The sequence below is a fragment of the Leisingera sp. XS_AS12 genome (assembly GCF_041224635.1).
Lineage (GTDB): Bacteria > Pseudomonadota > Alphaproteobacteria > Rhodobacterales > Rhodobacteraceae > Leisingera.
Genome location: NZ_JBGFGM010000111.1, coordinates 141,907 through 162,929, shown reverse-complemented (window position 1 = coordinate 162,929; position 21,023 = coordinate 141,907). Strand labels below are relative to the sequence as shown.

25 protein-coding genes and 1 tRNA gene are annotated in these 21,023 nt (G+C 59.3%); 7 read left to right on the top strand and 19 right to left on the bottom strand.

All coding sequences use genetic code 11. The features are described 5' to 3' along the window. Window positions 1-129 precede the first annotated feature (129 nt). Together AB9K35_RS17465 and tmk are read right to left on the bottom strand one after the other, a co-directional pair. The gene (locus AB9K35_RS17465; RefSeq protein WP_369928019.1) at window positions 130-765 is read right to left on the bottom strand and encodes a hypothetical protein; all 636 of its coding nucleotides are present in this window, start codon (window positions 763-765) and stop codon (window positions 130-132) included. A 13-nt stretch (window positions 766-778) separates the two neighbouring features. Then, the gene (gene tmk, locus AB9K35_RS17460) at window positions 779-1,435 is read right to left on the bottom strand and encodes a dTMP kinase (RefSeq protein WP_369928017.1); all 657 of its coding nucleotides are present in this window, start codon (window positions 1,433-1,435) and stop codon (window positions 779-781) included. A 125-nt stretch (window positions 1,436-1,560) separates the two neighbouring features. Here tmk and AB9K35_RS17455 point away from each other — a divergent pair, with 125 nt between their 5' ends. From AB9K35_RS17455 to AB9K35_RS17445, 3 genes are all read left to right on the top strand, one after another. After that, a complete protein-coding gene (locus AB9K35_RS17455; RefSeq protein WP_369928015.1) occupies window positions 1,561-2,835 on the top strand; it encodes an ATP-dependent RecD-like DNA helicase in 1,275 nt (424 codons plus the stop codon). Window positions 2,836-3,022: 187 nt separating this feature from the next. Beyond that, window positions 3,023-3,187 carry a hypothetical protein gene (locus tag AB9K35_RS17450; RefSeq protein WP_369928013.1) on the top strand — a complete coding sequence of 55 codons (165 nt, stop codon included), beginning with the start codon at window positions 3,023-3,025 and terminating at the stop codon, window positions 3,185-3,187. Further along, window positions 3,180-4,262, top strand: a complete 1,083-nt coding sequence (locus AB9K35_RS17445) for a hypothetical protein (RefSeq protein WP_369928012.1) — start codon at window positions 3,180-3,182, stop codon at window positions 4,260-4,262. Before AB9K35_RS17450 ends, AB9K35_RS17445 begins: the two co-directional genes overlap by 8 nt. Before the next feature lie 3 nt (window positions 4,263-4,265). Here the strand turns inward: AB9K35_RS17445 and AB9K35_RS17440 are convergent, their stop codons facing one another. From AB9K35_RS17440 to AB9K35_RS17430, 3 genes are all read right to left on the bottom strand, one after another. Then, window positions 4,266-4,589, bottom strand: a complete 324-nt coding sequence (locus AB9K35_RS17440) for a hypothetical protein (protein ID WP_369928010.1) — start codon at window positions 4,587-4,589, stop codon at window positions 4,266-4,268. A 367-nt stretch (window positions 4,590-4,956) separates the two neighbouring features. Continuing rightward, window positions 4,957-5,616, bottom strand: coding sequence for a hypothetical protein (locus tag AB9K35_RS17435; RefSeq protein WP_369928008.1), 660 nt, complete (start codon window positions 5,614-5,616; stop codon window positions 4,957-4,959). Between the two features lie 58 nt (window positions 5,617-5,674). Continuing rightward, window positions 5,675-6,118, bottom strand: a complete 444-nt coding sequence (locus tag AB9K35_RS17430) for a hypothetical protein (RefSeq protein ID WP_369928006.1) — start codon at window positions 6,116-6,118, stop codon at window positions 5,675-5,677. Window positions 6,119-6,677: 559 nt separating this feature from the next. Between AB9K35_RS17430 and AB9K35_RS17425 the strand changes: the two genes are divergently transcribed. Both AB9K35_RS17425 and AB9K35_RS17420 read left to right on the top strand, forming a co-directional pair. After that, window positions 6,678-7,094, top strand: a complete 417-nt coding sequence (locus AB9K35_RS17425; protein ID WP_369928004.1) for a hypothetical protein — start codon at window positions 6,678-6,680, stop codon at window positions 7,092-7,094. A 37-nt stretch (window positions 7,095-7,131) separates the two neighbouring features. After that, window positions 7,132-8,211, top strand: coding sequence for a potassium channel family protein (locus tag AB9K35_RS17420; RefSeq protein ID WP_369928002.1), 1,080 nt, complete (start codon window positions 7,132-7,134; stop codon window positions 8,209-8,211). A gap of 96 nt (window positions 8,212-8,307) precedes the next feature. Here the strand turns inward: AB9K35_RS17420 and AB9K35_RS17415 are convergent, their stop codons facing one another. Both AB9K35_RS17415 and AB9K35_RS17410 read right to left on the bottom strand, forming a co-directional pair. Further along, on the bottom strand, window positions 8,308-8,493 hold the full coding sequence (locus tag AB9K35_RS17415; protein ID WP_369928000.1) for a hypothetical protein: 186 nt from the start codon (window positions 8,491-8,493) through the stop codon (window positions 8,308-8,310). Between the two features lie 115 nt (window positions 8,494-8,608). Beyond that, window positions 8,609-9,610, bottom strand: a complete 1,002-nt coding sequence (locus AB9K35_RS17410) for a DUF1190 domain-containing protein (RefSeq protein ID WP_369927998.1) — start codon at window positions 9,608-9,610, stop codon at window positions 8,609-8,611. A 299-nt stretch (window positions 9,611-9,909) separates the two neighbouring features. Between AB9K35_RS17410 and AB9K35_RS17405 the strand changes: the two genes are divergently transcribed. Next, window positions 9,910-10,629, top strand: a complete 720-nt coding sequence (locus AB9K35_RS17405) for a hypothetical protein (RefSeq protein ID WP_369927996.1) — start codon at window positions 9,910-9,912, stop codon at window positions 10,627-10,629. Between the two features lie 145 nt (window positions 10,630-10,774). Here the strand turns inward: AB9K35_RS17405 and AB9K35_RS17400 are convergent, their stop codons facing one another. The 4 genes from AB9K35_RS17400 to AB9K35_RS17385 all read right to left on the bottom strand — a co-directional run bounded on the left by AB9K35_RS17400 (window position 10,775) and on the right by AB9K35_RS17385 (window position 13,837). After that, a complete protein-coding gene (locus AB9K35_RS17400) occupies window positions 10,775-11,377 on the bottom strand; it encodes a hypothetical protein (RefSeq protein ID WP_369927995.1) in 603 nt (200 codons plus the stop codon). 93 nt (window positions 11,378-11,470) lie between these two features. Beyond that, entirely contained in the window at window positions 11,471-12,241 is a 771-nt protein-coding gene (locus tag AB9K35_RS17395; RefSeq protein ID WP_369927993.1) for a hypothetical protein, read from the bottom strand. Next, the gene (locus AB9K35_RS17390; RefSeq protein WP_369927991.1) at window positions 12,238-13,011 is read right to left on the bottom strand and encodes an NAD-dependent deacetylase; all 774 of its coding nucleotides are present in this window, start codon (window positions 13,009-13,011) and stop codon (window positions 12,238-12,240) included. The genes AB9K35_RS17395 and AB9K35_RS17390 overlap by 4 nt, the downstream gene beginning before the upstream one ends. A 388-nt stretch (window positions 13,012-13,399) precedes the next feature. Next, the gene (locus tag AB9K35_RS17385) at window positions 13,400-13,837 is read right to left on the bottom strand and encodes a hypothetical protein (RefSeq protein ID WP_369927990.1); all 438 of its coding nucleotides are present in this window, start codon (window positions 13,835-13,837) and stop codon (window positions 13,400-13,402) included. Between the two features lie 49 nt (window positions 13,838-13,886). Between AB9K35_RS17385 and AB9K35_RS17380 the strand changes: the two genes are divergently transcribed. Next, window positions 13,887-14,573 carry a hypothetical protein gene (locus AB9K35_RS17380; RefSeq protein WP_369927988.1) on the top strand — a complete coding sequence of 229 codons (687 nt, stop codon included), beginning with the start codon at window positions 13,887-13,889 and terminating at the stop codon, window positions 14,571-14,573. A gap of 106 nt (window positions 14,574-14,679) precedes the next feature. Here the strand turns inward: AB9K35_RS17380 and AB9K35_RS17375 are convergent, their stop codons facing one another. The 8 genes from AB9K35_RS17375 to AB9K35_RS17340 all read right to left on the bottom strand — a co-directional run bounded on the left by AB9K35_RS17375 (window position 14,680) and on the right by AB9K35_RS17340 (window position 20,866). Next, entirely contained in the window at window positions 14,680-14,925 is a 246-nt protein-coding gene (locus AB9K35_RS17375; protein WP_369927986.1) for a hypothetical protein, read from the bottom strand. Between the two features lie 618 nt (window positions 14,926-15,543). Beyond that, window positions 15,544-15,915 carry a hypothetical protein gene (locus tag AB9K35_RS17370; RefSeq protein WP_369927985.1) on the bottom strand — a complete coding sequence of 124 codons (372 nt, stop codon included), beginning with the start codon at window positions 15,913-15,915 and terminating at the stop codon, window positions 15,544-15,546. A 123-nt stretch (window positions 15,916-16,038) separates the two neighbouring features. After that, the gene (locus AB9K35_RS17365) at window positions 16,039-16,461 is read right to left on the bottom strand and encodes a hypothetical protein (protein ID WP_369927983.1); all 423 of its coding nucleotides are present in this window, start codon (window positions 16,459-16,461) and stop codon (window positions 16,039-16,041) included. A gap of 33 nt (window positions 16,462-16,494) precedes the next feature. Next, window positions 16,495-16,570, bottom strand: a tRNA-Arg gene (locus AB9K35_RS17360). A 389-nt stretch (window positions 16,571-16,959) separates the two neighbouring features. Next, window positions 16,960-17,439, bottom strand: coding sequence for a hypothetical protein (locus AB9K35_RS17355; RefSeq protein ID WP_369927981.1), 480 nt, complete (start codon window positions 17,437-17,439; stop codon window positions 16,960-16,962). A gap of 140 nt (window positions 17,440-17,579) precedes the next feature. Continuing rightward, window positions 17,580-18,179, bottom strand: coding sequence for a hypothetical protein (locus AB9K35_RS17350; RefSeq protein WP_369927980.1), 600 nt, complete (start codon window positions 18,177-18,179; stop codon window positions 17,580-17,582). A 25-nt stretch (window positions 18,180-18,204) separates the two neighbouring features. Next, on the bottom strand, window positions 18,205-18,831 hold the full coding sequence (locus AB9K35_RS17345) for a hypothetical protein (protein ID WP_369927979.1): 627 nt from the start codon (window positions 18,829-18,831) through the stop codon (window positions 18,205-18,207). A 172-nt stretch (window positions 18,832-19,003) separates the two neighbouring features. Further along, entirely contained in the window at window positions 19,004-20,866 is a 1,863-nt protein-coding gene (locus AB9K35_RS17340) for a hypothetical protein (RefSeq protein ID WP_369927977.1), read from the bottom strand. Between the last annotated feature and the right edge of the window lie 157 nt (window positions 20,867-21,023).

The window sequence follows — 21,023 nt, the reverse complement described above, 5'->3', positions numbered from 1 at the left end:
GCACGCGCGGTCCGGCAAGAGAAATGCGAAAAACAATATCGTGTTCGTGGTGGGTTGATGTGCAGGCGAAGCACCCGCTGGAACACCTCCCCGAACAAGGGGAGGTGTTTGCCTCGAAAGGGCGAGGATTTATGCGGGCAAACTGGGCGGTTCCGATGCCTGGGTCACAGCCGCCGGCGGGATGGGCGGTGTGAAGGCTTCCGGGTCGGGCAGGTTGTAGCCGACCTTGCCAACCGCTTTCGACCTTTTGACGATCTCATGGATCTTTTCAAAGTTGCCGATTTTGCCGATGTCCATTACCAGGGCGCCAATGCGCAGCAAGCTGCGCGCGGCCAGAACCTGGTGGGTGTTGGCGAGCAGATGCTCGGACAGGACCGGGATGTGGACCTGGTCCAGAATCCGCAGCTGATTGTTGGTGGCGAGGAACAGCCAGTACGCGGATGCGCCTTCGGCCCGGGTATCGTCCCGCTCAATTCCGTAGGCATAGGTTTCGAGAAGGTCGAAATAGCGTGTCGCCATGAAGTCCGTGACCCCCCGGGCATCCTTCGTGTAAAGGCCTGCGATCCGGATCAGAGCTCGCTGCAAATCTGGGCTGACATCCGGCAAAAGCTCCTGGGCGAGAGGCATCGCTGCATCTTCCGCCTTCTTGACCGCGGGACCGGGCAGGCCAAACATGATGTGGCCGAAGTCGTCAGCGAGCTTCTGCCGGCGCAGCTGGATCGGGTGAATGATCTCCGGCGCGGGGATGGGGTTGTTGGGGCTCATGATCTGTCCTTTGTCATGTCGGCTCACAGCCGGGTGAGGTGAAGAGATCCCGCAAGTCTTGCGGAAGATTCTCGCAAATCCGGGAGAAGACTTCATCGGCGCCGCCCGCAGCGTCGATCAGCCGGTACCGGCCCGGACCGGACGCGGCAATTTCCTTGAAACCCGAGCGCAGACGCATCTGAAACTCGAGGCCCATATTTTCAAACCGATCCTCATCAACGCCCGACTTCGCAAGCCGCGCCATGCCGCGCGTGAGGGCGGCCTTGGGGTCGATATCCAGGATGAAGGTCCGGGCCGGATCATATCCGATCATCAGATCGTGCAGCCGGTCCACCTTGTCGCGCAGTTCGGCTGATCTCAGACCCTGGTAGACCCGCGTGCTATCGACGTACCGGTCTGAAATGACCACGGCGCCGCGCTTCAGCGCTGGCCATACGGTCTTTTCGAGATGGTCACGCCGCGCGGCCGTGAACAGAAGCAGCTCGCTCTCCGCCGACCACCGGTCCACGTCGCCCGACAGCAGCAGGGCGCGGATCTCTTCGGCCCCGATTGAGCCGCCAGGTTCCCGCGTGGTGACGACTTCAATGCCCTGAATCTCAAGGTATTCAGCCAGCTTGCGGACCTGGGTTGTTTTACCTGACCCGTCGCCGCCCTCGAATGTGATGAACAATTGGGGCCTCCTGCCCGAAAAGCTGTGCAATCTGGCTCACTTGCAGCCGGAATGCGAAAAAGAAAGTTGAATATTTATTACCACCTATGTAGCGTGTTGCCAATATGCGAAAAATGGATACTGCAATGAAGTTTTCCTCAGATCAGGAAAAGGCTCTCGATTTGATGGGGCATGGGGAATCTGTCTTTCTGACCGGAGGGGCTGGTTCCGGTAAGTCTGAAGTCATCCGGGAGTTTGCCCGGCGCAATCCGAACCGTGTGACGGTCCATCTGGGAACCACAGGCAATGCGGCGCAGATGATCGGCGGGCAGACGCTGCACAGCTTTTTCGGACTGGGCGGCAAGATCCACACGCCCCATGATCTGCGTGTGGATGACCGCGTGAAGAAGCGGATCCGGTTGGCAAAATGCTTCATCCTGGATGAGATCTCCATGGCGCGCATTGACCACTTTCAGGGTATCCGCGACCGCCTCTTCGGCGCTGCGCGCGGGTTCGGGGATTTCGCGGGATACCAGCTTATCGTGGTGGGGGATTTTGCCCAGCTGCCGCCGGTCATCCCGAGGCATGAACTGCAGGCTTTGGATTCACTCTACGGGGCCGGAAATCATTTTGCGTTCCAATCCAGGTATTGGAGCGGGCTCAAGGAGGTCGAACTCACCAGCATTCACCGCCAAGCTGACGATCTCGAGTTTGCCGCATGGCTGAATGAGATGCGCAAGGGGCAGGTGCCTGACCTCTCCCTGATCAACAGTCGTGTAGGGCCGCCAGAAGCAGGGGCAACCCGCCTCGTGGCAACCAATGATGCGGCGACGCGCATCAACATCGAGGCAATGAACCGTCTCCCGGGTGGCCGATACCGCATCGAAGGCGAGGTGAAGGACACATTCGATCCCCGCATGATGCGCGTGCCGCCAAAGATGATGCTGAAGCCAGGCACCAGGGTGGTGATCTGCGCAAATGATATGAAGGCCGGTTACACGAACGGATCTGCGGGTACGCTTGTGCGCTGCGAGCGGGACAGCAAGACCCGCCCCGTGGCGGTCGTTAAGCTCGACAGCGGTGAAGAGGTCACTGTTACCCAGCACAAGTGGGAGAATGTCCGCTATGAGGCTTCGGCCGACGGCACTATGGAGCGCCGCGTGGTCGGGACCTACCGGCAGCTTCCGCTGCTGCCGGGCTGGGCGATTACGATCCACCGCTCTCAGGGCATGTCGCTCGACAGTCTGCATGTTGACACCCGAGGCAGTTTTGCCCCCGGGCAGGCCTATGTTGCTCTCAGCCGGGCCACGCGGCTGAGCGGGCTGACCCTGGCGGCGCCCGTGGAGGAGCGGCACATTCTGTTTGATGAGCGTGTCCGCAGTTTCATGGAGAGGCGCAATGCTGTGCCGATGATGGCGTGATGCGGACGGGGCAGCAGCCATCCGCTGGCGGCATGCCAGGAGAGCAGCGATGAGCGCTTCGCAACGAGCAAAGCCTCGCAAGAGCCGCCGCCGCGGCGCGCCCGCGCCGGAGATCGTGGGGATCTCGCGATGGGATTGCGCGCCCTTTGCACCCTGCGCCTGCAGACGATGCGGTGCGCGGGTGCGCATGAGCGAAATCGAGCCGCCGAGCGGCGGCGGCCCAAGCTACTTTCTGCTGCGGTGCTCGCGGTGCCGGCACGAATTTGAAACACGCCCCGTTCTTGAAGTCGGAGGTGAAACCTTCGATCTGGCGGCGGCCTGGAAAGAGGCGTGGAAGACATATCATGCGTGAAGCCCGGAAGTTCTCTTATATTCTTGCGCAGCTGCGAGGCGATGGCTTCCGGCAAGCCGCAGAGGAACTTTGCACCCGCCTCCTGGGCGGCGATGGCCAGCCTGAATTCGAGACCGGCAGCAGGAAGGCGCGGCAGTTCATTGATGGGCTGATCCGCCAGATGGAAACGGCCCGGTCCGGAGTAATCAATGAGCGGGAGGAGCCGGATGATCTGGCCGCGGCCATCTTTGACCCACTGATTGCGTCTGCAGAGGAGGGGCGGCTGGACCCAGCTGAGCTTGCGGCCGCAGCCCGAAGCCTAAAGTCGATCCTGCAAGGCGTTTGGCACATGCCATTCCCCGCCCACACCTATGGCATCACCCAGCCCGCACCCGGCCACCCGGATCATGCATGGTGCAGGCAGGGCGGCTTTGCGCGGGAACTGCAGGCCTGCAACCGCATCACAGTGCAGCCCATTGATGATATGGCGGATCTCAAGAGATTTCGCGGGCTTATCTTACGCAGGAGCCCGACGCCGCATGAGCTGATGCTGGCCGGTGCGGCGATGGCGCGTGGAATTCCGGTGTCCTCTGTGGGCGAGGCCGGACTGCCGATCCGTGCCTTTCCGTCCCTTCAAGAGGCGTTCGAAGACGTGCGCGCGGCTGCCATCTCACAATATGGGGCCGAAGCCTCCGAGGAGGCGCAGGACCAGATCCTGCACGAGGGTTTGCTGGAGGTCCTGGCGGCCAAAATTGGGGCCGGGGCGCGTGATGCCGCTCTCATGGCGCGCTGCAGGATCCTCGAAGAGGCGCTCTCCGACGCCCGGAGCTTGGCGATCCGGCGAGCCGATGACCAGGCATTGCGGGATGCCAATTATATCGACTTGCTCAGGGGCAGTGAGTTCGAGAAGACCTTTTTTGAAATCTATGCAAACTACCGCCGCGGGTCCGGAAACCCTGAGAGCGTTGACGTTCTCTCCCGCGCCCTTGACAGGGTGCGGCACCTGGAGGAGCAGGTGCTTGAGCTGAAGAGCTGTTTGAGCGGGTCTCCCGAGGGCAATGAGGACAATCTGGCACCCCCGGGTCGAGACTTGTGAGGATCAGGAGGCGGCTGACGGAACTGCCCAGTAAGGGGCCAGAAAGTCAACGCCATGGATCACCTCGCCGGTGTCCGGGTGGCTGAACTTTCCTTGGCGGATTGCCTCTTCATAGGTTGCCGCATCGAAGTCATGGACGATGTCCTGCGCATCGACGAAATGAGCCCGCCGCTCAATTTTGCCCGCATTGACCAGGGCCTCCACCGCGCCGAGAAGCCCGGGGTCGGAGAGGTTCATGTCGATAGCATCCGCGATAATGGGGAGGGTCAGGTAGCGCCGTTGATTATCGGAAAGGCGCGATGCGTTGCTTTCGAACAGGGAGATCATAGGGAAGTCTGCGTATCCCATACGCTCCTGGTCTCCGTCGCAATGCATGGCAGTCGTAAGCATATTTCAACGTCCTTATCAGTTCTTCGCACGTCAGGCCCGGATGGCACGCGGTTATTGGGGCAGGTAAAAGCTACTACGGGTACAAGAAAAAACCGCTGGTAGATACCCGCAGATGGGAAGCTGTCAGCGTGTGAGGTGAGACTATCCAATCCCCCCAAATTTGGCAATCCGAATTTCGCAAATCGGGTAACTAAAATGTTAGTTAAAACCACAGATGCTTCCCCTAAGAGGGCCATATGATCATAGCCCATTAACACACCCTTTGAGATGGCATTAGAGCGTCGCGCGACGGTTATTCGCATTGTCACATTGCGGGTGCGAGATCCGGTTCCGGCTCCGGGAGGATGGCGGCTATTTTCGAGGGAAGCCTTTCTGTCCAAGGCGACCATTCATCATGCTCTGCAAGGCTTCCTGCGGCTTCGTATTGTGCCTCTTGCCGGTCGTGCGGCTCAATGAGCGCCAGAGGGCCGCGGCCGAACCTGTCGGCCATAAAGTCGAGTATCAGCCCGTCCTCGCGCTCCAGCCAGGCGTGTTTCGTGCTGGCGCCGCCGGTATGAACAAGGCCAGTGACGGCGCGCCAGTTGTCATGCCCCGCCTCATTCAGGGCCGCTGCGGCGCTCAGGGCGGAGACGTCCTGCAGGCCATCGCAAGAAACGCAGGGCAATTTTCGCACTTCTCCATGCAGGAGCAGATCGAATTGCTTGTGGCGCCAGATGGACCGAAGATGGTCCCGCAGCACCATCCCGAGGAGGAGCATCCGGTCCATGTCTGTGGGTTCTCCGCGGGCATCCCGGATCTCCCACTCGGTTCCCAGTTCCTGCTCTTCACGGTAGCGGATTGCTGTTTCGAAATCCGCAAATGCATCAAGAACGGTTCCATCGGAACGCTCCAGGCGCACCGGGCGCTCAGCAGCCTGTGCCGGGACCGGCCAGGGGCCGGGGATGAGATTTCTCTGGGGGCTCACGCGGGATCTCCTCAACTATTGAAGTGATGATCGCGGCAAAGCGTGAAAACCAGAAGGGCTAATGGCGGTCAACGTTTCCGTCGGACAGAGAGGCGGCCAGCGCCTGAGCCACCTCCTGCTTCATTCCCTCATAGGCGCTGCGCATGACGGCCCGGCTGGCAAATTCGGTGTAACCTTCGAATTCGCCCTTCCAGATCCGGTAGAGAGGACTGGTCTTGCGGTCGGTAAGCGCCTTTTCAAAACGGTATTCCGCGATCAGGCTGTCTTCCGCCCTGGTAACGCGGATGCCGCCGTCCAGGTCCGGGCGGTTCAGATCCAGAATTCGGCCATCGCCGGCTTGCAGCCAGAACCCCTTCTGATACAGCGATCCTGATCCTTCGATCATGGTGATGCGGCCCGCTACCACACGCCAACCGGCGCCAGGGAGGTCTGCATCCTTGAGAGCCTCCAAGGCAAGAAAGGCGGCGTCCAGGACGGGCAGGGGGATCTGCCCCTTTGTCATGCCGCGGTTCAGGTGCTCAATCAGAGGAGCGCAGTAGTTTTTGACGATACCTGCTGTTTGATGCAGCCCATCACCCGCCCTGCGGTTTTTCGCACAGCTGCGCGGTTCGCCTTTTGACGGGGCAGGGATGGAGTCGGCTGGAAATGCAGAAGCGACAGAGCGCAGGGAATCCGTGCGCTGGCAGTAATCAGGCATGTCAGTCTCTATTCAATCAATGTGCTTGGCCAGGCATCTCGAACAATGCTGCCCGTCCCATGGCCGGGACAGTTGCACGATTTTCCACTGGCATGCAAATAAATTATTCGCATTTCTTGCGTAAGCTTCCGGATAGCGATGGCCGCGCCAGATGACGCGGCCTTTTTCATGCGATCAGAGATCGCAGGGGTCATGGCCCGGCGGGCCCGGATCGGAGATTATCCCGGGTCGAGGCGGGGGATCTCCCAGCCGCAACAGAGGCCGTTCAGCTCAGAGCCCTCCCTGGGCCCGGAGCGGAGGCGGTCAAAGGACATGCCCCGCGTGCTGAGGGTGGAGGAAAGGATATTGCGCATGGCGTACCTCCTTGCTGTTGCCCCTTCAGTTCAGCACGGGCCTGCGAAAAGAAGAAGAAATCTATTCAGTTATCCACAATTTCCACGCAGCCTGGCGTTCCTGCTTCAGGCTGAACGGTGGTAGATTTGAGGTGCGGAACAATCCGGCGACGCCCGGGAAAGCCTTTTTATTGGAGACGAGCATGATCGGATGCGGGATTTGTGGCGGGCAGCTGAAGCCAGGGCAATTCGATTGCCCCAAATGCGGTGCAAGGCTCAAACGCGACCTGCGCGGCCTCCTGAGCGGGCCGTTTTTCTTCGCCGCCGCGGCCGGCATTCTTCAAGAATCCATCCTGTGGAGCGTCTTGATTTGCTGCGGGGGCATCTATGCCCTCAGCACCTTGCGGAACTTCCGCTGGGTTCCCGGCAAGTCCGCCGGGAACAAGTAGATGCGAAAAACAATATGATTGACACGCCTGGGACCGGTTGAAATATTATGAAAATAATTTTCGCAAATTGGGTGAGGGAATGATCAATCAGTTGGTGCTGCGGCTCTATGTAATGGCCGCAGAGATGCGCTGGCAGGTTCTGCTGGCCATGTTTTCTATTCACGCCGCTTTCACTTGGGCCGGTCTCTGGCTCGCGGGCGAGGGCCATCTCACCCCGGCGGTGGAGTTCATCTACTACTATATGGTTTCAATCTCGACCTTTGGTTACGGTGACCTATCGCCTCTGACCAGCTGGGGAAAAATGGTGGTCGCACTGTGGCTGGTGCCTGGCAGCTTGACGATTACCCCGCTGATGCTTGCGAAAGTCGGCATTGCATTTGCGCAGATCTGGAGAAAACGAATGAACGGTAACGGCGATTACAGCGACGTTCAGGGCGCGACCGTCCTGATTGGATATCACCCGGTGCGGACCCGCAAGATGATCGATGAGATCAAGGCGGGGAATAAGCGCTGCGGCCCCCTCATCCTCGTTGCGCGGCAGGATGTGAACATCGATCACAGCCAAATCTCCTTCGTGCGCGCTGAATCTCTGTCCAGCAAGGAAGACCTGCTCCGGGCCGGTGTTCAGAACGCCAGAAACGTGCTCGTTTATGCGGACAACGATGACATGACCCTGGCCGCGGGTATGGCTGTCGCGGCCCTGAATGAAGACCTGCATTTGGTCGCGCATTTTGATGACGAGGAGAAGGCAGAACTGCTGCGCGCCCATACCGGCGCGGTCTGTGAAGTCAGCCAATCGGTTGGCATTCTGGTGCGGGAGGTTCAGGACCCCGGTTCCGCGGAAGCTCTGACTGATCTGTCCTCCGCTCAGGTCAATAGCACGATTTTCGCGCTGGATGCGGGCGCCCTGAAGATCACGGCCGGGGAGGCCAAGGCCGCCTTCGACCGGCTGGGCGCCGTCTTCGTGGGAACGCGCTGCCGGGAACAGAAGGCCCATGTGTTCCATTTGCCTGACGATCATGACCTGACCGGAATGCAGCTGCACTACATTGCGTCAGAGCGGATCGGTTTCCAGGCGTTCCAGCAGTCTCTGGGCAGACTGCCCGCGGCAGCCTAAGGGGCTTCGAAGAGCTGAAACGGGCGGCCGGAGAGATTTGGCCGCCCGTTCTTGTTTGCAGGGGCTCCCAGGACCGCTCGCGACCTTCGCGGGCGTTCAGGACATCAGCTCTTGCGCGGCGCCGGTAGGAAACCAGATACCACCCGCTTCATGCATTAGCCCTTTGGATTGAAGCCGCTCGAGTGCATCGCGCTCGGCGCGCCTTGCGCGGGCCATCCCTGTCAGCCTGCCATCCAGCAGCGCCTTTTTCAGAAGTTCTTTCTCCACATTCCCGATACGCATCATAACCTCCTGGTACCGCTTTCCGTTCATTCGATATATCTGCGCCGCCTGGCGCCCTGCCCAAAATAAAAGGCCAGCCTGGTGGCTGGCCCCTGGTTCAGGCTTTGGCGCGCATTTAGCGCCGCCTGCGGCTGCTGCTGCCGCCAGACTTTCTCGTTGAGCTCCTCGAAGAACTCTGCCGTTTCGGCGTGGCGCGCAGGCGTTGAGAGGGCGCGCTTTTGACCGCAGGCTTCTGCGGTTTCGGAGCGCTCTTCTGAACAGGCACTGCGGAAGGCGAAGCGGCAGGCACAGTCGTGGGGGCGGGTTTCGCCGCTGCGACCGGAGCGGGCTTTGAAAGACTCACCGGCTTTGTGGCCGGAGCGATTGCGGGCACGCTGCGCGATGTCGCTGCCCAGGTATCTGCAGAGCCGCCTGCGGCGGCAGCTTTGGCCGCGCCTGGGGCGATCGGGGAGGCCGCGGGTTTCTGCGCTGCGGCCGGAGCGGGCTTTGAGAGGCTTACCGGCTTTGAGGCCGGGGCGGTTGCGGGCACGCTGCGCGATGTCGCCGCCCAGTTCTCGGTTGAGCCGCCTGTTGCGGGCATCGTCTTCGGTTCGGGCTTGGAAAGAGCCGCTGGCTTGGACGCCGAGGCGGCGGACCAGCTCTTCGCGGATCCATCCGAAGCTGCAGGCTTGCCGGTGCGAATGGGCTGCACGCCCGTGTGGCCTGCCCGGGTCTTCTTCTCGTAGTAGTCGCCGACCTCATCGACGAGCTCGGTCGCGATCAGCATGGCGGCGATCGGCAGGAACATACCGGCGCCGTCTTGATGGCATGCACCGACTCCATATTCGTTTTCGCAAATATTTTGAGAAGGGTGGGGCCGGATGCTTACCAGGTCCTCAGTCACCTCCGGTGCGATCTCGGCGCACTCCTGGTACGACAGGTCGGTCGACGAAAGGCATTGGTCAATCACCTGCGCGGTGTAGTCCTTCGCACGGGGTGCGACAGGTTCTGGCGGCTGGATCCGCACATAGGGCTTGTCGTCAGCGTGCGTTGAAGGGGAGAGCAGCGCCGCGGCGCCAATGGCACCGATCAATACGACGCCGCCAGCGATCAGTACGGTTCCGAATTTCTTGCTCATGCCGAGATATCCTATTTGATGAACGCGGTTGCTCTAAGGTGTTAAGAAGGAACTCTAATATATTTTCGCATACTGAAAAAGGGTTGCTGCGAAAAATATTGCCTACCGCCGCAGGGGTGGGGCCTGAGTGCGTGTGGAAGCTCAGGGCTCGGCTGGGGCGGCTGTAGACTGGTTCCAGCATATTGTATTGGGGGCCGTTGGATCCAAGAAAAACGCGTGAACAGGTAAATGGGCTGACTTCAAAACATGTCCAGAAACACATATGCTGAGCATATAGTTAAGTAATTTGGAGTAGAGCGATGCCAGCGGCATTTGTTTTTTTAGGGCTGCTTGCAGTGTTCTGGGGTGTCTGGAAACTCGGCAAACCGTGGCGAAGGTATCATTCGAAGCACATAGCCCCCCTCGAAGAAGAGCTCGTGTCCGCGAAAGCGCGATACACCGAAGCGCAACAAGCGCGAGCACAAGCCATTGCTGATGCGGCTCTTTTCACCAGAGACTTCAGGGCGGAGGTTCGAAAGCACCAAAAGGCAAAGAACACAGCCTATGAAATTCTGAACCCACTGCGCGAACGCAAATCGTCCTTGCACGATGAAATGAAAGATGTTCGCGCAAGCCTCGATAGCTGGCATCGAAGTTCAAAGAGCTTCTTCGGGAATAAAGGGCGCAAAATTAAGGACGATAGCGTCCTTGGCTGGTTCGGTCTTGAGCAAACTGTGTCTCAGAAGGAGAGCCTGGAGCGCCGCCGCGATAACATCTCCTCTGAAATCCGCTCCTTGAAGCACAAGATCTCAGGCATTTATGAGTTGCAGATTAAACCCGCCAAAGAAGGTCTTAAAGCTGCTTTCGATGATGAAAAGCGCCTGCGGCGGTTGCGGCAAGAAGGATTGAATGAGCGTCATTTCAGATCCAGGAAGAAGGAATTGGATGCGGCTATAGCCGCGATCGATATTGAGATTGCGCAGCTGACGGCCGCGATTGCCGATGTGAAGGATCGCTACGGCAAGACTAAGGCAGCCTGACCGCTTGGGAAGGAGGCCACAAAGCCGTAGTTCTTCCCCATCACGAACTACCCCTACATATAGTATCGATCCGGATACTGACCTACTGCATCTCAACACTTATGGAATCTAAGGATTGCGTTTCTGTGGAGATGAGGAAGCATCCCTACATCATGGGTCCAAGCAGGCTCTGTCGGTTGCGCTCTATTTTTTCATCGACCTCTACGCGGCGTGCCGCCCATTGCGCCGCAGCCTGTTTAAAGCCCGGATCCTCTTCCCCATACCCCAGGGCAATGGCGGAGATCGCGTGAGCCTCACCAGTGCGCAGCGCCAGGATGCCGGGCTGTTTGTGTTCACGCTGGGCAACTTCGCTGAAGGTGTCGTCATTGCAGAGCTGCGCGCGCAGCTCAATTATGGCCTTCCAGCCATCGCCGCCCAGGGGGCGGCTGGCATACACCCTTGTTCCGTTGAGATCATGGAAGCTGTGCCGAATGCGGTCCGCGCCGGCCTCAAAAAGCGCCTGGTATGCGGCCAGGCCGGGGCGGCGCCCCGCCTCGAACATGCCCGGCTCATCGTAGATTTCGATGGCCGATTGGGTCAGAAGGCTTTCGAGGCATGCATCACACAGCGCGCCCTCAACGGCTGCGCTGCGATCGAGCCAGACCAGACTGATCTCATCGAATTGCCCGTACCCGCCATCAATGAGCCGGCCATCTGAGAAGGAGGCGGCTTCTGGGGCGTCGCAGTTCGCGCAGGCTGGCATGGTCATCCCTCGATTCGGACTTTTGTGAAGCCGAATAGACGGATGCGTCAGGAAGTTAAAGCCGGACGCCCGCCATGGAGAGGCGTCCGGCTGGTCGTGTCAGTCGCCCATGCAACCCGTGACAGGTCCGGGCAGAGGCCCCTTCACTTGCGACTGATACAGGCGCAAGGCCTGACGCACGACGGCGCTCGGGCTAAGATCCTGCAGGTCGCACAGTTCCTCGATCGCGAGTGTTTCCTCGGGGCTGAACTCGTGGTAGAACTTGTCCGCGATGCCCATTCCGGCAAATTCTTCAGAGAGATGAGCGGCAATCATTGTCCTATCCACGGAGCTGGGTTCCAGTTTGCCCGAATAGCCGCGCACTACTGCCTCGAGGAGAGTACCCTCCGCATCAGCGCCCAATTTCACCGCCTTGAAATCCTCAAAAACCTGCCGCTGCTCGGAAGGGAAAAGGGACTGGACCGTCCACGAAGCCGGATGGTCATCCGAAAGGCAGTAAAATCTGCTGTCCGTAAACTCGCAGACCGGCCGCACGAAGTTTTGGCCTGCGTGATCCAGGCTCATGTAAGCGTAGACATCAATTTCGGACTGCCCGCTCGCTGCCTGCTGCAACCGGGTTTCTTCATCGATTTGCACCATTACATTCAAGCGGAACCGTTCCGTACGGGCAGGATCGATTGAACCAATGGGCTGCAGTTTCAGCCCGCGTTCTTCAGGGGAGGAACCATCCGTTTCGCTGAGCCACATCCGGGCCTCGTCCTGCAAATCCGCAAGCGGCACAGTCAGGCGGCTGAAGACGCGGTACCGGGAGTTGCGTTTCGCATGGCGGATGGAATCCCCAACTTCAATTTTCTCATTGCTCTTGGTCATTTTGACTCCTCAGGGAAGGTGTTTTCGACGGGGCTGGTTTTCATCCAGGCCGTCACGATTTCATCAATTTCATCCACCGCTTCGACCGCGCGGCGGTACACGGTTCGGTCAAACATCTCCGGCTTGACCATGCCCGGGCGCCAGCGCTCCTGGGGGACGGGTGCCAGGGTGTTGATCAATGTTCGGCAGGGCGCCTCGGCAGCGAAGGAGCCGATCGGCACCACCGCGCCATCCGTGCCGATCACAACCAGAACATCATCCCGTTTCAGGGCCTTCATGGTCCTGCGCAGCTGCAAATATGCCGGGGCGGTTTCGCCGAAGAAGATGACGTTCGGCTTCACGCCCTTGCGCGAATTGCATGTGCAGCGTTCCCGGCCCTGATCCCACTCGCGGAGCCCGATCTGCCAGATGCGCCCGCAGGCTTCACATTTCATCTCCGGCAGGGATCCATGCAGGTGGAGCACGTCTGCTGCTCCAGCGCGCTGGAGGAGATTGTCGATGTTTTGCGTGATCAACTCCGCGCCGAAGCGTCTCTGCCAGTCGGCGAGCAGCTTGTGCATGGCGTTCGGCTGCACCGCTTGCAGGCCGGTCCGGAGATCATTGTAGAACCGATGGACCAGGTCGAAATTGCGCTTCCAGCTGCGGATGTTGCACACATCATCCAGGCTGTGGCTGGCCCAAGTGCCATCCTCACCCCGGAATGTGGAGATGCCGCTGTCGGCCGAAAGACCGGCGCCACTGAAGACCACAAGGCGTTTCTGATGAGACATTCCTGATCCCGCCTGGAGAAATGCGAATAATGTTGCGGCTGGCTAACACGTCTGGTTTTGCGAGAAAAGGGAAAACTAGCTCGACCGTGGTCCGGCAAGGTCATTTGTGCTGCGCGGCCCCCGCACGGACAAAGCACGGCCGAGCCAGTATCCAGTGAGCAGGGCGATGGCAGCGGGCGCGGGCGCGCAGACCGCGATTATGGCCAGGCCAATGCCTGCAAGCCCCGCATCGGGGGCAAGCCAGAGCAAATAGCCGGCGAGTCCCGCGGCGGCCGTCGCGAGAGCGGCAGGAACGGCCCAAGGGAGTTTCCGCATGAGGCAGCCGACTGCGGCCGGAACAATCGCCGCGAGCATGAAGATGATCTCCGGTGTCACAGCGGCGCCGGGTTTACAGAGCTGGCTCCAGAGAGGTGTCCTCCGGCTCCGGGTCTGTGAGCTCAAGCTCATGCGCCATCATGAAAAACTTCGCGCACCGATCCCAGCTGAGGTTTTCCCATGCCGAAGGTGCCCGCACCCACGCGTCTCCGTCCTCGACATCAATGACAATGTCCCCGACCCCGGTTTCGCGGGTGCCCTTTCCCTGATCCTCGAAGCGATCGCCCGCGGCGCAGCTGGTCTTTGCCTTGGCTCGGGCCTTCAAAAAGGCTTCATCCTCATCCAGCGCTTTCAGGCTGGCCACGTGGCGGTACATATTCATCGCAAGAGCATCGCCGATTTGGCCCAGGCCTGCTTTCATGGCCGCGGTCCGCACATGCGTGTCGCCGGCGTCCATGCGGGCCTGTTGCTCTGCGGACATGTGAAATTGAAACAGATGGTAAGTCTTCATGCGTGAGCCGTCCCTCTTTAGCTGCTGGTTCCGGCCCAGCAGTTGATACTTGAGCAGCCTACCTGCGCTCAGCGAAAATGCGAAAATCATCAATCGCCATCATATTTTGCTTTATTTGCGAAAAACAACAGAGCATATTACAGCATCGCCACATCGTGGCTCATTTGGAGTCTTGCGCTTGGACCAGGGCATTAAAGGGGTGTCGACCCTTGCTTCTGAACTTCTGGCAGAATGTGACCTGCTTGAAATTCATTACACCGAACATGATGAGAGAGTGCTCAGCCACATCCTCGAGCTGGACTTCCAGCCGATCCCGCGCTGGGAGCTTGCGGAGCAGAATGGCATGCTGCATCTGTGCTGCCATGACAATGCGGTCCTGATGGAGCGCAACGACTGGAACGGCAGTCGAAAGGCAATTCACGGATGGTGGCAGAACGGGCATGGGTTTGTTTTCCATTCTGTGATTGAGGAAAACGGCAGGCTGATTTGCGTCACGCCCGTGTATGCGAGCCCCGGAGAGGACACCTCATACCTGTATTTCGCTGAGGATCCGATGATCGAAAGGGTCAGTGCGGATGGCACGCTAGCACTTCATATCTTCGGCCAGGACGTACCGCGGCGCCTTTCATTGGATCCCGCATACGATCGTCGCCTGGCTGCGGAAATGCGGGCAAGGCTTGCGGCCGGTTATGACCCTGAACAGGTTGCGACAGAACCAATCCTGATCAACGTCTGACGGGGCCGCACACTGCCTACAACCCGCCGCTGATCGGCACCTATCCGGGGCCATAAATGAGAAGGGCGCTGCAAGCAGCGCCCTTTCTTATTGAACGACCGGAATGTCAGGCGTGCAAGGTGCGGCCGCGCTGGAACTGGCGGTACACGGCAATCGCCTGGTACGTCAGATTGCGGATTTCCGCAGCGGCCCGGCGGCCGGAAGCGGCAAGGGGGCTCTTGTGCTGCCAGGCGCCGCCGCCTGTGCCGATCTCCGCTCGCCAGCCGGTATCATCCGCTTCCAGGCGGAAAGGCTGGCCGTCCAGCTCGCCTGCCGAGCCGTGAATGTCGATGTGATGCAGTTTCAGTCCCATGATGGGTATCCTTTTTTCTTGCGGATCGGGCGGTGCGCCGCCTGATCCGGTTTGCATTCGCCCGCGTCGTACGGGCATTGATGTGTTGATGCCCCGCTTGGGGCTAGCGACCCCGCTGTATAGCGCCCAGTGGATGGGGACGCTTGCAGAGCGCGCCTCAATGACGCCAATCAGATGCCGGGCACGCCTTAGGGCGGGCCTACGTATCCTAGGGCTCGGGCCTGAGCCCGATCTGTTCCTCGATTTGATCGAGATTTCCGTCTCACGCCTGACCAATGCCGACGCGAGATTCAGGAAAACGCGCTGAGAGGTGCCTCCACCTCCCATTCCATCCCGACCGCCGTGTTCATGCGGTGCGAGATTGCAGTGCTATAGATAGGCGATGCGAAAAATAATTTCAAGCTGCATTTTTTGAGCTTGAAGGGTGACCCGCGGGTCGACGCGGGCAGATCATCGAGCGCCCGCCCCTCGATTTGATTTGGGCATGTCGATGCCGGATGAGTAGGTCGCTAACTTCATTGGAAGGGCGCGTGTGCGAAATGAAGCCGTTCGCTTCGCCCCGCGCAACACGCGCCCGTCATATCTTTGAGAAGGCTTCTGCCGTTGCCGTAAACGGTTTCAGAGCGCAAACTCAAGAGACGTGTCTGACACAGAATTCTTATTGATTTCGGAGGCCAGGCCGTTCAGCGCGCGCAGCTCGTGCTTCCAGTAGCCGCCGTCGTTGCTGTCATCGCCGTCCCATTCCTGTTCGGCCTGGGCAATTTGAGCCTCCAGAGCCTCACGGATGACCGGGAGCGCATGTTCCACGCCGGCGGCGGCCGAGACCGCATCAGCCTCTGATGGGCCGGAGGGGGCCGAGTTCAGCGCGCCCGAGGCTGCCTCAATGTCGGCTGCGCGGTGCGGGTGGGTCTTGGCGAATGCAATCAAACCATCAAGCCAGGCCCGGCGGTGGGTGATTGCATCCCGGAGGATATCGGTATTCAGAGGCATTGAACTTCCTTCATGATCTGCTCGAATTGTTAGCGGAAGCATAACGATGAAATGTGAAAAAAAGAAAACACCAAGAGAATTGATCCCGCCCCGGCGGATGGCGGGGCGGGGTGTTCTGCGGAATCAGGGCGTGCCGGGAGACGCCTCAACGCCGGGCATGAACATGCGGTAAGCCTCCAGGGCATCGTCATGATCGGCTCCGATGAGCGCTGTGATCCTCTGGGCGCGCTCGGCTTCGCCGTCGAAGGCGTCTCCGGTGAAGGCATCAGCCAGATCGATGGTTTGCAGCATCCGGTGCCCGTCGGGAACCCTGGCCATGCAACTGATGAGACGGGCGGCCTCATCTGCTGAGCGGGCTTCAAACTCCCAGACCATGCCGCCGAGCTGATGCATGAGCTTGGCGCTTTCGCTGGCGTCCGCGGGCGCCGGATTCACCAGGACCAGCCGGTCTGGTCCGAGCGGGTCAGCGATCAGGGCTTCGAGGGATTTGATATCCGCTTCGCATTCGGGGCGAAGGCGCAGGCGGCAGGGAAATTCTGCGTTCATAGCGACGGCTTTCTCTATTGATCGGAGGGATGATGGAGCGCCCGGCGAGGGTCGAACTCGCAGCCTTGGAACTAGAATTTCCTTGCTCTTCCAGTTGAGCTACGGACGCATTTTCTGGATCAGGAGCATTGCTCTAGGGGGCGCTTAGCGCGCCTGTTTCATGCCGAAGAACTCCCCGGCCTTGATGCGGTCCATCCCCATCTGGTGAACGGCACTGCGGACGGCGTCGGCGATTGCATCGATTTGAGCCTGGTTCATGGAATGTCCTTTCTGTCACATGGAATTGGAGCGCAGAGCTTGCTCTGCTGGCGCTGTCTCCTGGTGGTATGGAAGGTGTCCGGGTTACCATGATCCCGGGCCGCAGTTTCGTCGCGGCGGCTGATATCACACGTTGGCAAAGCAGGAATTCGGGGACCTGCACCCCATGTCCCGGCGGCATGCCAAGCCGACCGGGTGGCGCCAGGGATCACTCCGGGGCGCAGTCCTCTATGTCCGGCTTCAGCAGGCTTTGGCCGGCTCGGACAGGAATCTTGCGTGCTGGGCAAAACGGCCCAGGCGGGCTTTGAAATAGTTCGGCCCCTTCATGATCTTCTTGTCTGCATTGAAGATCGGTTTGCCATCGGCATCGAACTTGCTGTCGTTGGAATCCGCAACCTCCTGCACAGCCGGGACGATGTCGATCGCGGCCATATGGGCGACGCCGATACCGGTCACGATCTGGTCGCAGATCGCATCCGTCAGCTCCACCGGATCTGAAACGCTCACTTGGACCGCGCCTGATTTCATATCTGTTGCGAAGTCATGCAGCGCGCTGCGCACCGCGGCCAGGCTCGCTTCAGATACGGCATCATCGCCCTTCAGGGCGTCCATCATTTCGGCGACCTCTTCGAAATGCACACCGGTCTGGGTGTTGAAGTTCTTCTTCTCGGGAGCGGGGACCGCCTTGCGGAACCAGAAAAGAATTTGCGGAATTGGCATTGGCATAATCCTCGAATGTACTTTGGCCGGAGGCCCTATTGAGGCGGAGAGTATTTGCGAAAAACAGCAAAAGCAAGCTTATTCGTGAATTTGGGGCGTGCGGGAGTGGGGGGATAAATTTTGGCGATGCGATCGTCCCGCTACATATCAGGGCTTACCCCATCGTCTTCCTGAGCTACCACTCGGAACCTGGCCCGCCGGCAGGCGGCTTCCGCATCGCGAAGCATCATTTCACGCTCCTCCTGTGTGGCTGGGAGCCTTGGGACCCTGCAATCCTCCAGGTCGTCGGATCGGCCCCATTGGAAGTCTTCAAGAACGCTGCGATCGTAAGCCTCTTCGCGAACCAGATACACGCCAGATACGGTGGTGATCTGGTATATGCCATAAAAGAGGGATGTGATGGATCCACCGGTCCGGTTCGCGATAACGCCATCCGGGGTCACGAGGTCGTGGTCTTCGAAGACCGTGCCAGCAGGAACGGATACATCATCCTGAATGATCGTATGGCTGCCAAGACGGACCCCGCGGCCAAGAGTGACACGGCTGCCGACCTTTGCCCAATCGCCAAAGATGCAATCCTCAGCGATATCCGAGCCGGGACCTACGCTGCTCCATTTGCCGAGCCTGACGCGCTCGCCGATCGAAGCGGAGGGGTGGATTTCAGTCCATTGGCCCATCTTAACACTGGCCGGGATCCGGCCAGCTGCCAGGGCTCGGGTACGTTTCAGAAGTTTGAACATGTGCCCTCCTTCTTTGCGAGCAGCCTCAGTGCAGGAAGCCCATCCGCTCGAGGTACTCATTCCGTGTGAAGTAGTCTTCCCGGCCATGAACGCCATGACCCACAATGCGGAAGAACTGCCTGGGCCCGCTGTGCCTTTGCCGGATCGGCTCATGGGGCGTGAAGATCCCGATTTCGATAACCTCGCCGGCATCCATCATGCGGCCGGCTTCCCGCGGGAACTGATCGGCGCGGGCCGAGAGATCGCCGTCGCGGGTTGTGTCTTCCACATCAACATCCCAAACCATGCAGGTGTCCGGGAGGGAGTTGGCGATCAGGGCGCGGGTGCTGCGCTCCAGGCGGACAAACGGGCTTGGCCCCCATGTGGGGCCCCAGCTCAGGTTTTCGCCGCTGAGGCAGGCCTCTGTGTGGATGGTGCGGTCGCCCGCGCCGTACCCGCGCTGAGACCTTCCCGCTTCCACGAAGCTTTCATCGATCGTGATCAGGCCCAGCTCGCCTTCCTGGTCAGGAAGCGCAAAGCGGTCGACAACCTCGCGGTAGGAGGCGAAGGCCTCAGGGAGACTGTCACCGCGGCCCTGGATGAAAGGCATCATGTAGCAGCGGGCGCCTGTGTATTCGGGGAAGGCCATCCGGCCGCGTTCCTGGAAGCTCATCTGGTCAACTTTCGAATTGAGGCAAGGCAAGATTATGCGAAAAAAGGAAAGATGCAAGGAAAAGCGAGACGCCTCCCGGGCCAGAAAGTGCATCCTGGGGAGCAGGAGTGGATACACAGTGCCGAAGATGCGAGGGCGGACACTTGTTTCCGCCCTATGGTGCGCGCTCTCTTTAATCGTCCCTCAAATCTTCATTGGTAAAGACCCTCGCAAGATCCTCGGCCAGCTCACGGTCGGTGATAGCGGCTTCAACGGTTTCAATGGTTAACCGGATGCCGATATTGTCATTCGGGCAGAGCTCCAACATCTTCCGGCCGATCGGGACCGCTTCTGCTGGCCGCTCCATCTTTACCAGAAGCCGATAGAGATGATTCATGCAGCGCATGTAGGGGCGAGTATGCAGGACGCCCCAGAAATAGCCGGCATCATTGATCATGCTGTCTCCAAGATACAGCTCTCCAGCCGCCACGCCACGCCGAAAGATTTCCAGCTTGGCTGCCTCGTGGATATCGAAGATGTCGAGGAACCCCCAGAGATCGGCGTCCAATGGACATTTCCTGATCGCAGCAACCACTTCATCAATAGAGACACCAGTGGAGTTGTAGCGGTTTTGGATATCCCAAGAGAGGTGTTCTGCCTGTTGGAAGGCCCTCATCTTGTTCTTCCAGTAGGGCGTTTTCAGCTTCTTGATATCCGGCAGGGTATCGGAAAGCAGATACCTGTCCTCCTGCGGCACATTACTCAGGTCCACCGTGAGGTTCTCGATCGGGGTAATCCAGATGCCGCGGCGGGTGGATGCTTTTTTCCTGACCGTTGTCTTCTGGGGCGAAACACGCTTCAAGTCAGCTTCGCGCACCATCCGGGCCGCGGTCATGGCACCATGTGCGATCGCCTCGAGGTCTACGTCACCCGCATCAAGCGCATGGAACAATGTCCTGCCGCCCCATTGCAAGCCGGCAAATTCAGGGGCTTCCTTCGTTATGGATTGTGCGTTCAGCATGTTGAGGAGGCCAAATTCCGCAATGCCACTGTTTCCAGTGTATGGCTGATTCAGCACCACAGTTTGACCGGACTTGCGGTCAACAAGGATATGATGGTGGTCGTAGGGACGGCTGTTGAATTCCTGCCCCATACCGCTCGTCGTAATCTGGCTGGCATCACGGTCGGCCTTATACTTGGCGCGACCAGACGGGTGATAGAGGCCAGTCCAGTTCAATAAGGCGATCATCTTCGCCGCGGTGGCCAGCCTATTCCATGCATCATCTTCATCAATAACCCTGGCGCGGCGAAGCAGGAGACTGCCATTCTTTTGGAGACGGAAGCCGAAGAGGTGCGATGTCTCGTCGCTCTTGAAACGATCCCTAATCTCATCGGCCGCTGTGGCGATAGGCACCTCGATCTCAAAACGATCCTTGCTGCCAGGGATTTCAGCGGCGAGAAGGATTGCGTCCTTTACGGTCAGGACCTCTGGTCTCGTTGAGCCAGGGCCACTGGCATCTCCCTCCTCCCTTTCATCCTTTGGTGCAAAACCGATCAGAACCGGAAGATTAGGCATATTCTGCAATGCCAGCCTAAGGAAAGTCTGTGCCTGCGCTTGGAGGGGTTTGCCGGGCTGCAACTCATCACGGTCTTTCTCTGTGAGGTTCAGCTTTCTCCCGAGTTGGCAGATCTCGTAAAACACCAGCGTGTGCTCGCTTCTGCCCTTTCCTTTAACCCTATGTAATGAGGCGAATTCCGGCAGTTTGTTCGCCGATCTGACCTCTTCAGCGGGAAAGCCGATGAGCAGGGGGCCGCCAGCACAATGGCCGTGCATCAAATGGTAGTCAGCATGCGCATTCTGAGGCGAGCCTGCAGGGGAGAGCGTCCAGGCGTTCGAGATCACTTCATCCCACCGCTGATAGCCCAGCTTTTCAGCTTGAAGGTCGAGCGCGGCGGCCAACTGAATGCCACTCTCCTTGGCATGCCGTTTTGCGGCCTGCTTGAGTTTTGAAATAGGGGTGTTCGCCGCGTCGGCGGCAAAAAGGATAGTATCCATACCGGGTTCCTCAGGTCTGCTGACCGGCAAGCACACCTTTTGGGAAAGGATATGGGTCAGTGGGGCGTTCAGATAACAAGCGGTGACCTGGTGTCTTCCCGACTTGCCGGTCGGCAGGAGGCTCCGCGACGCCTCAAATCTTGTAGACCGTAAATGA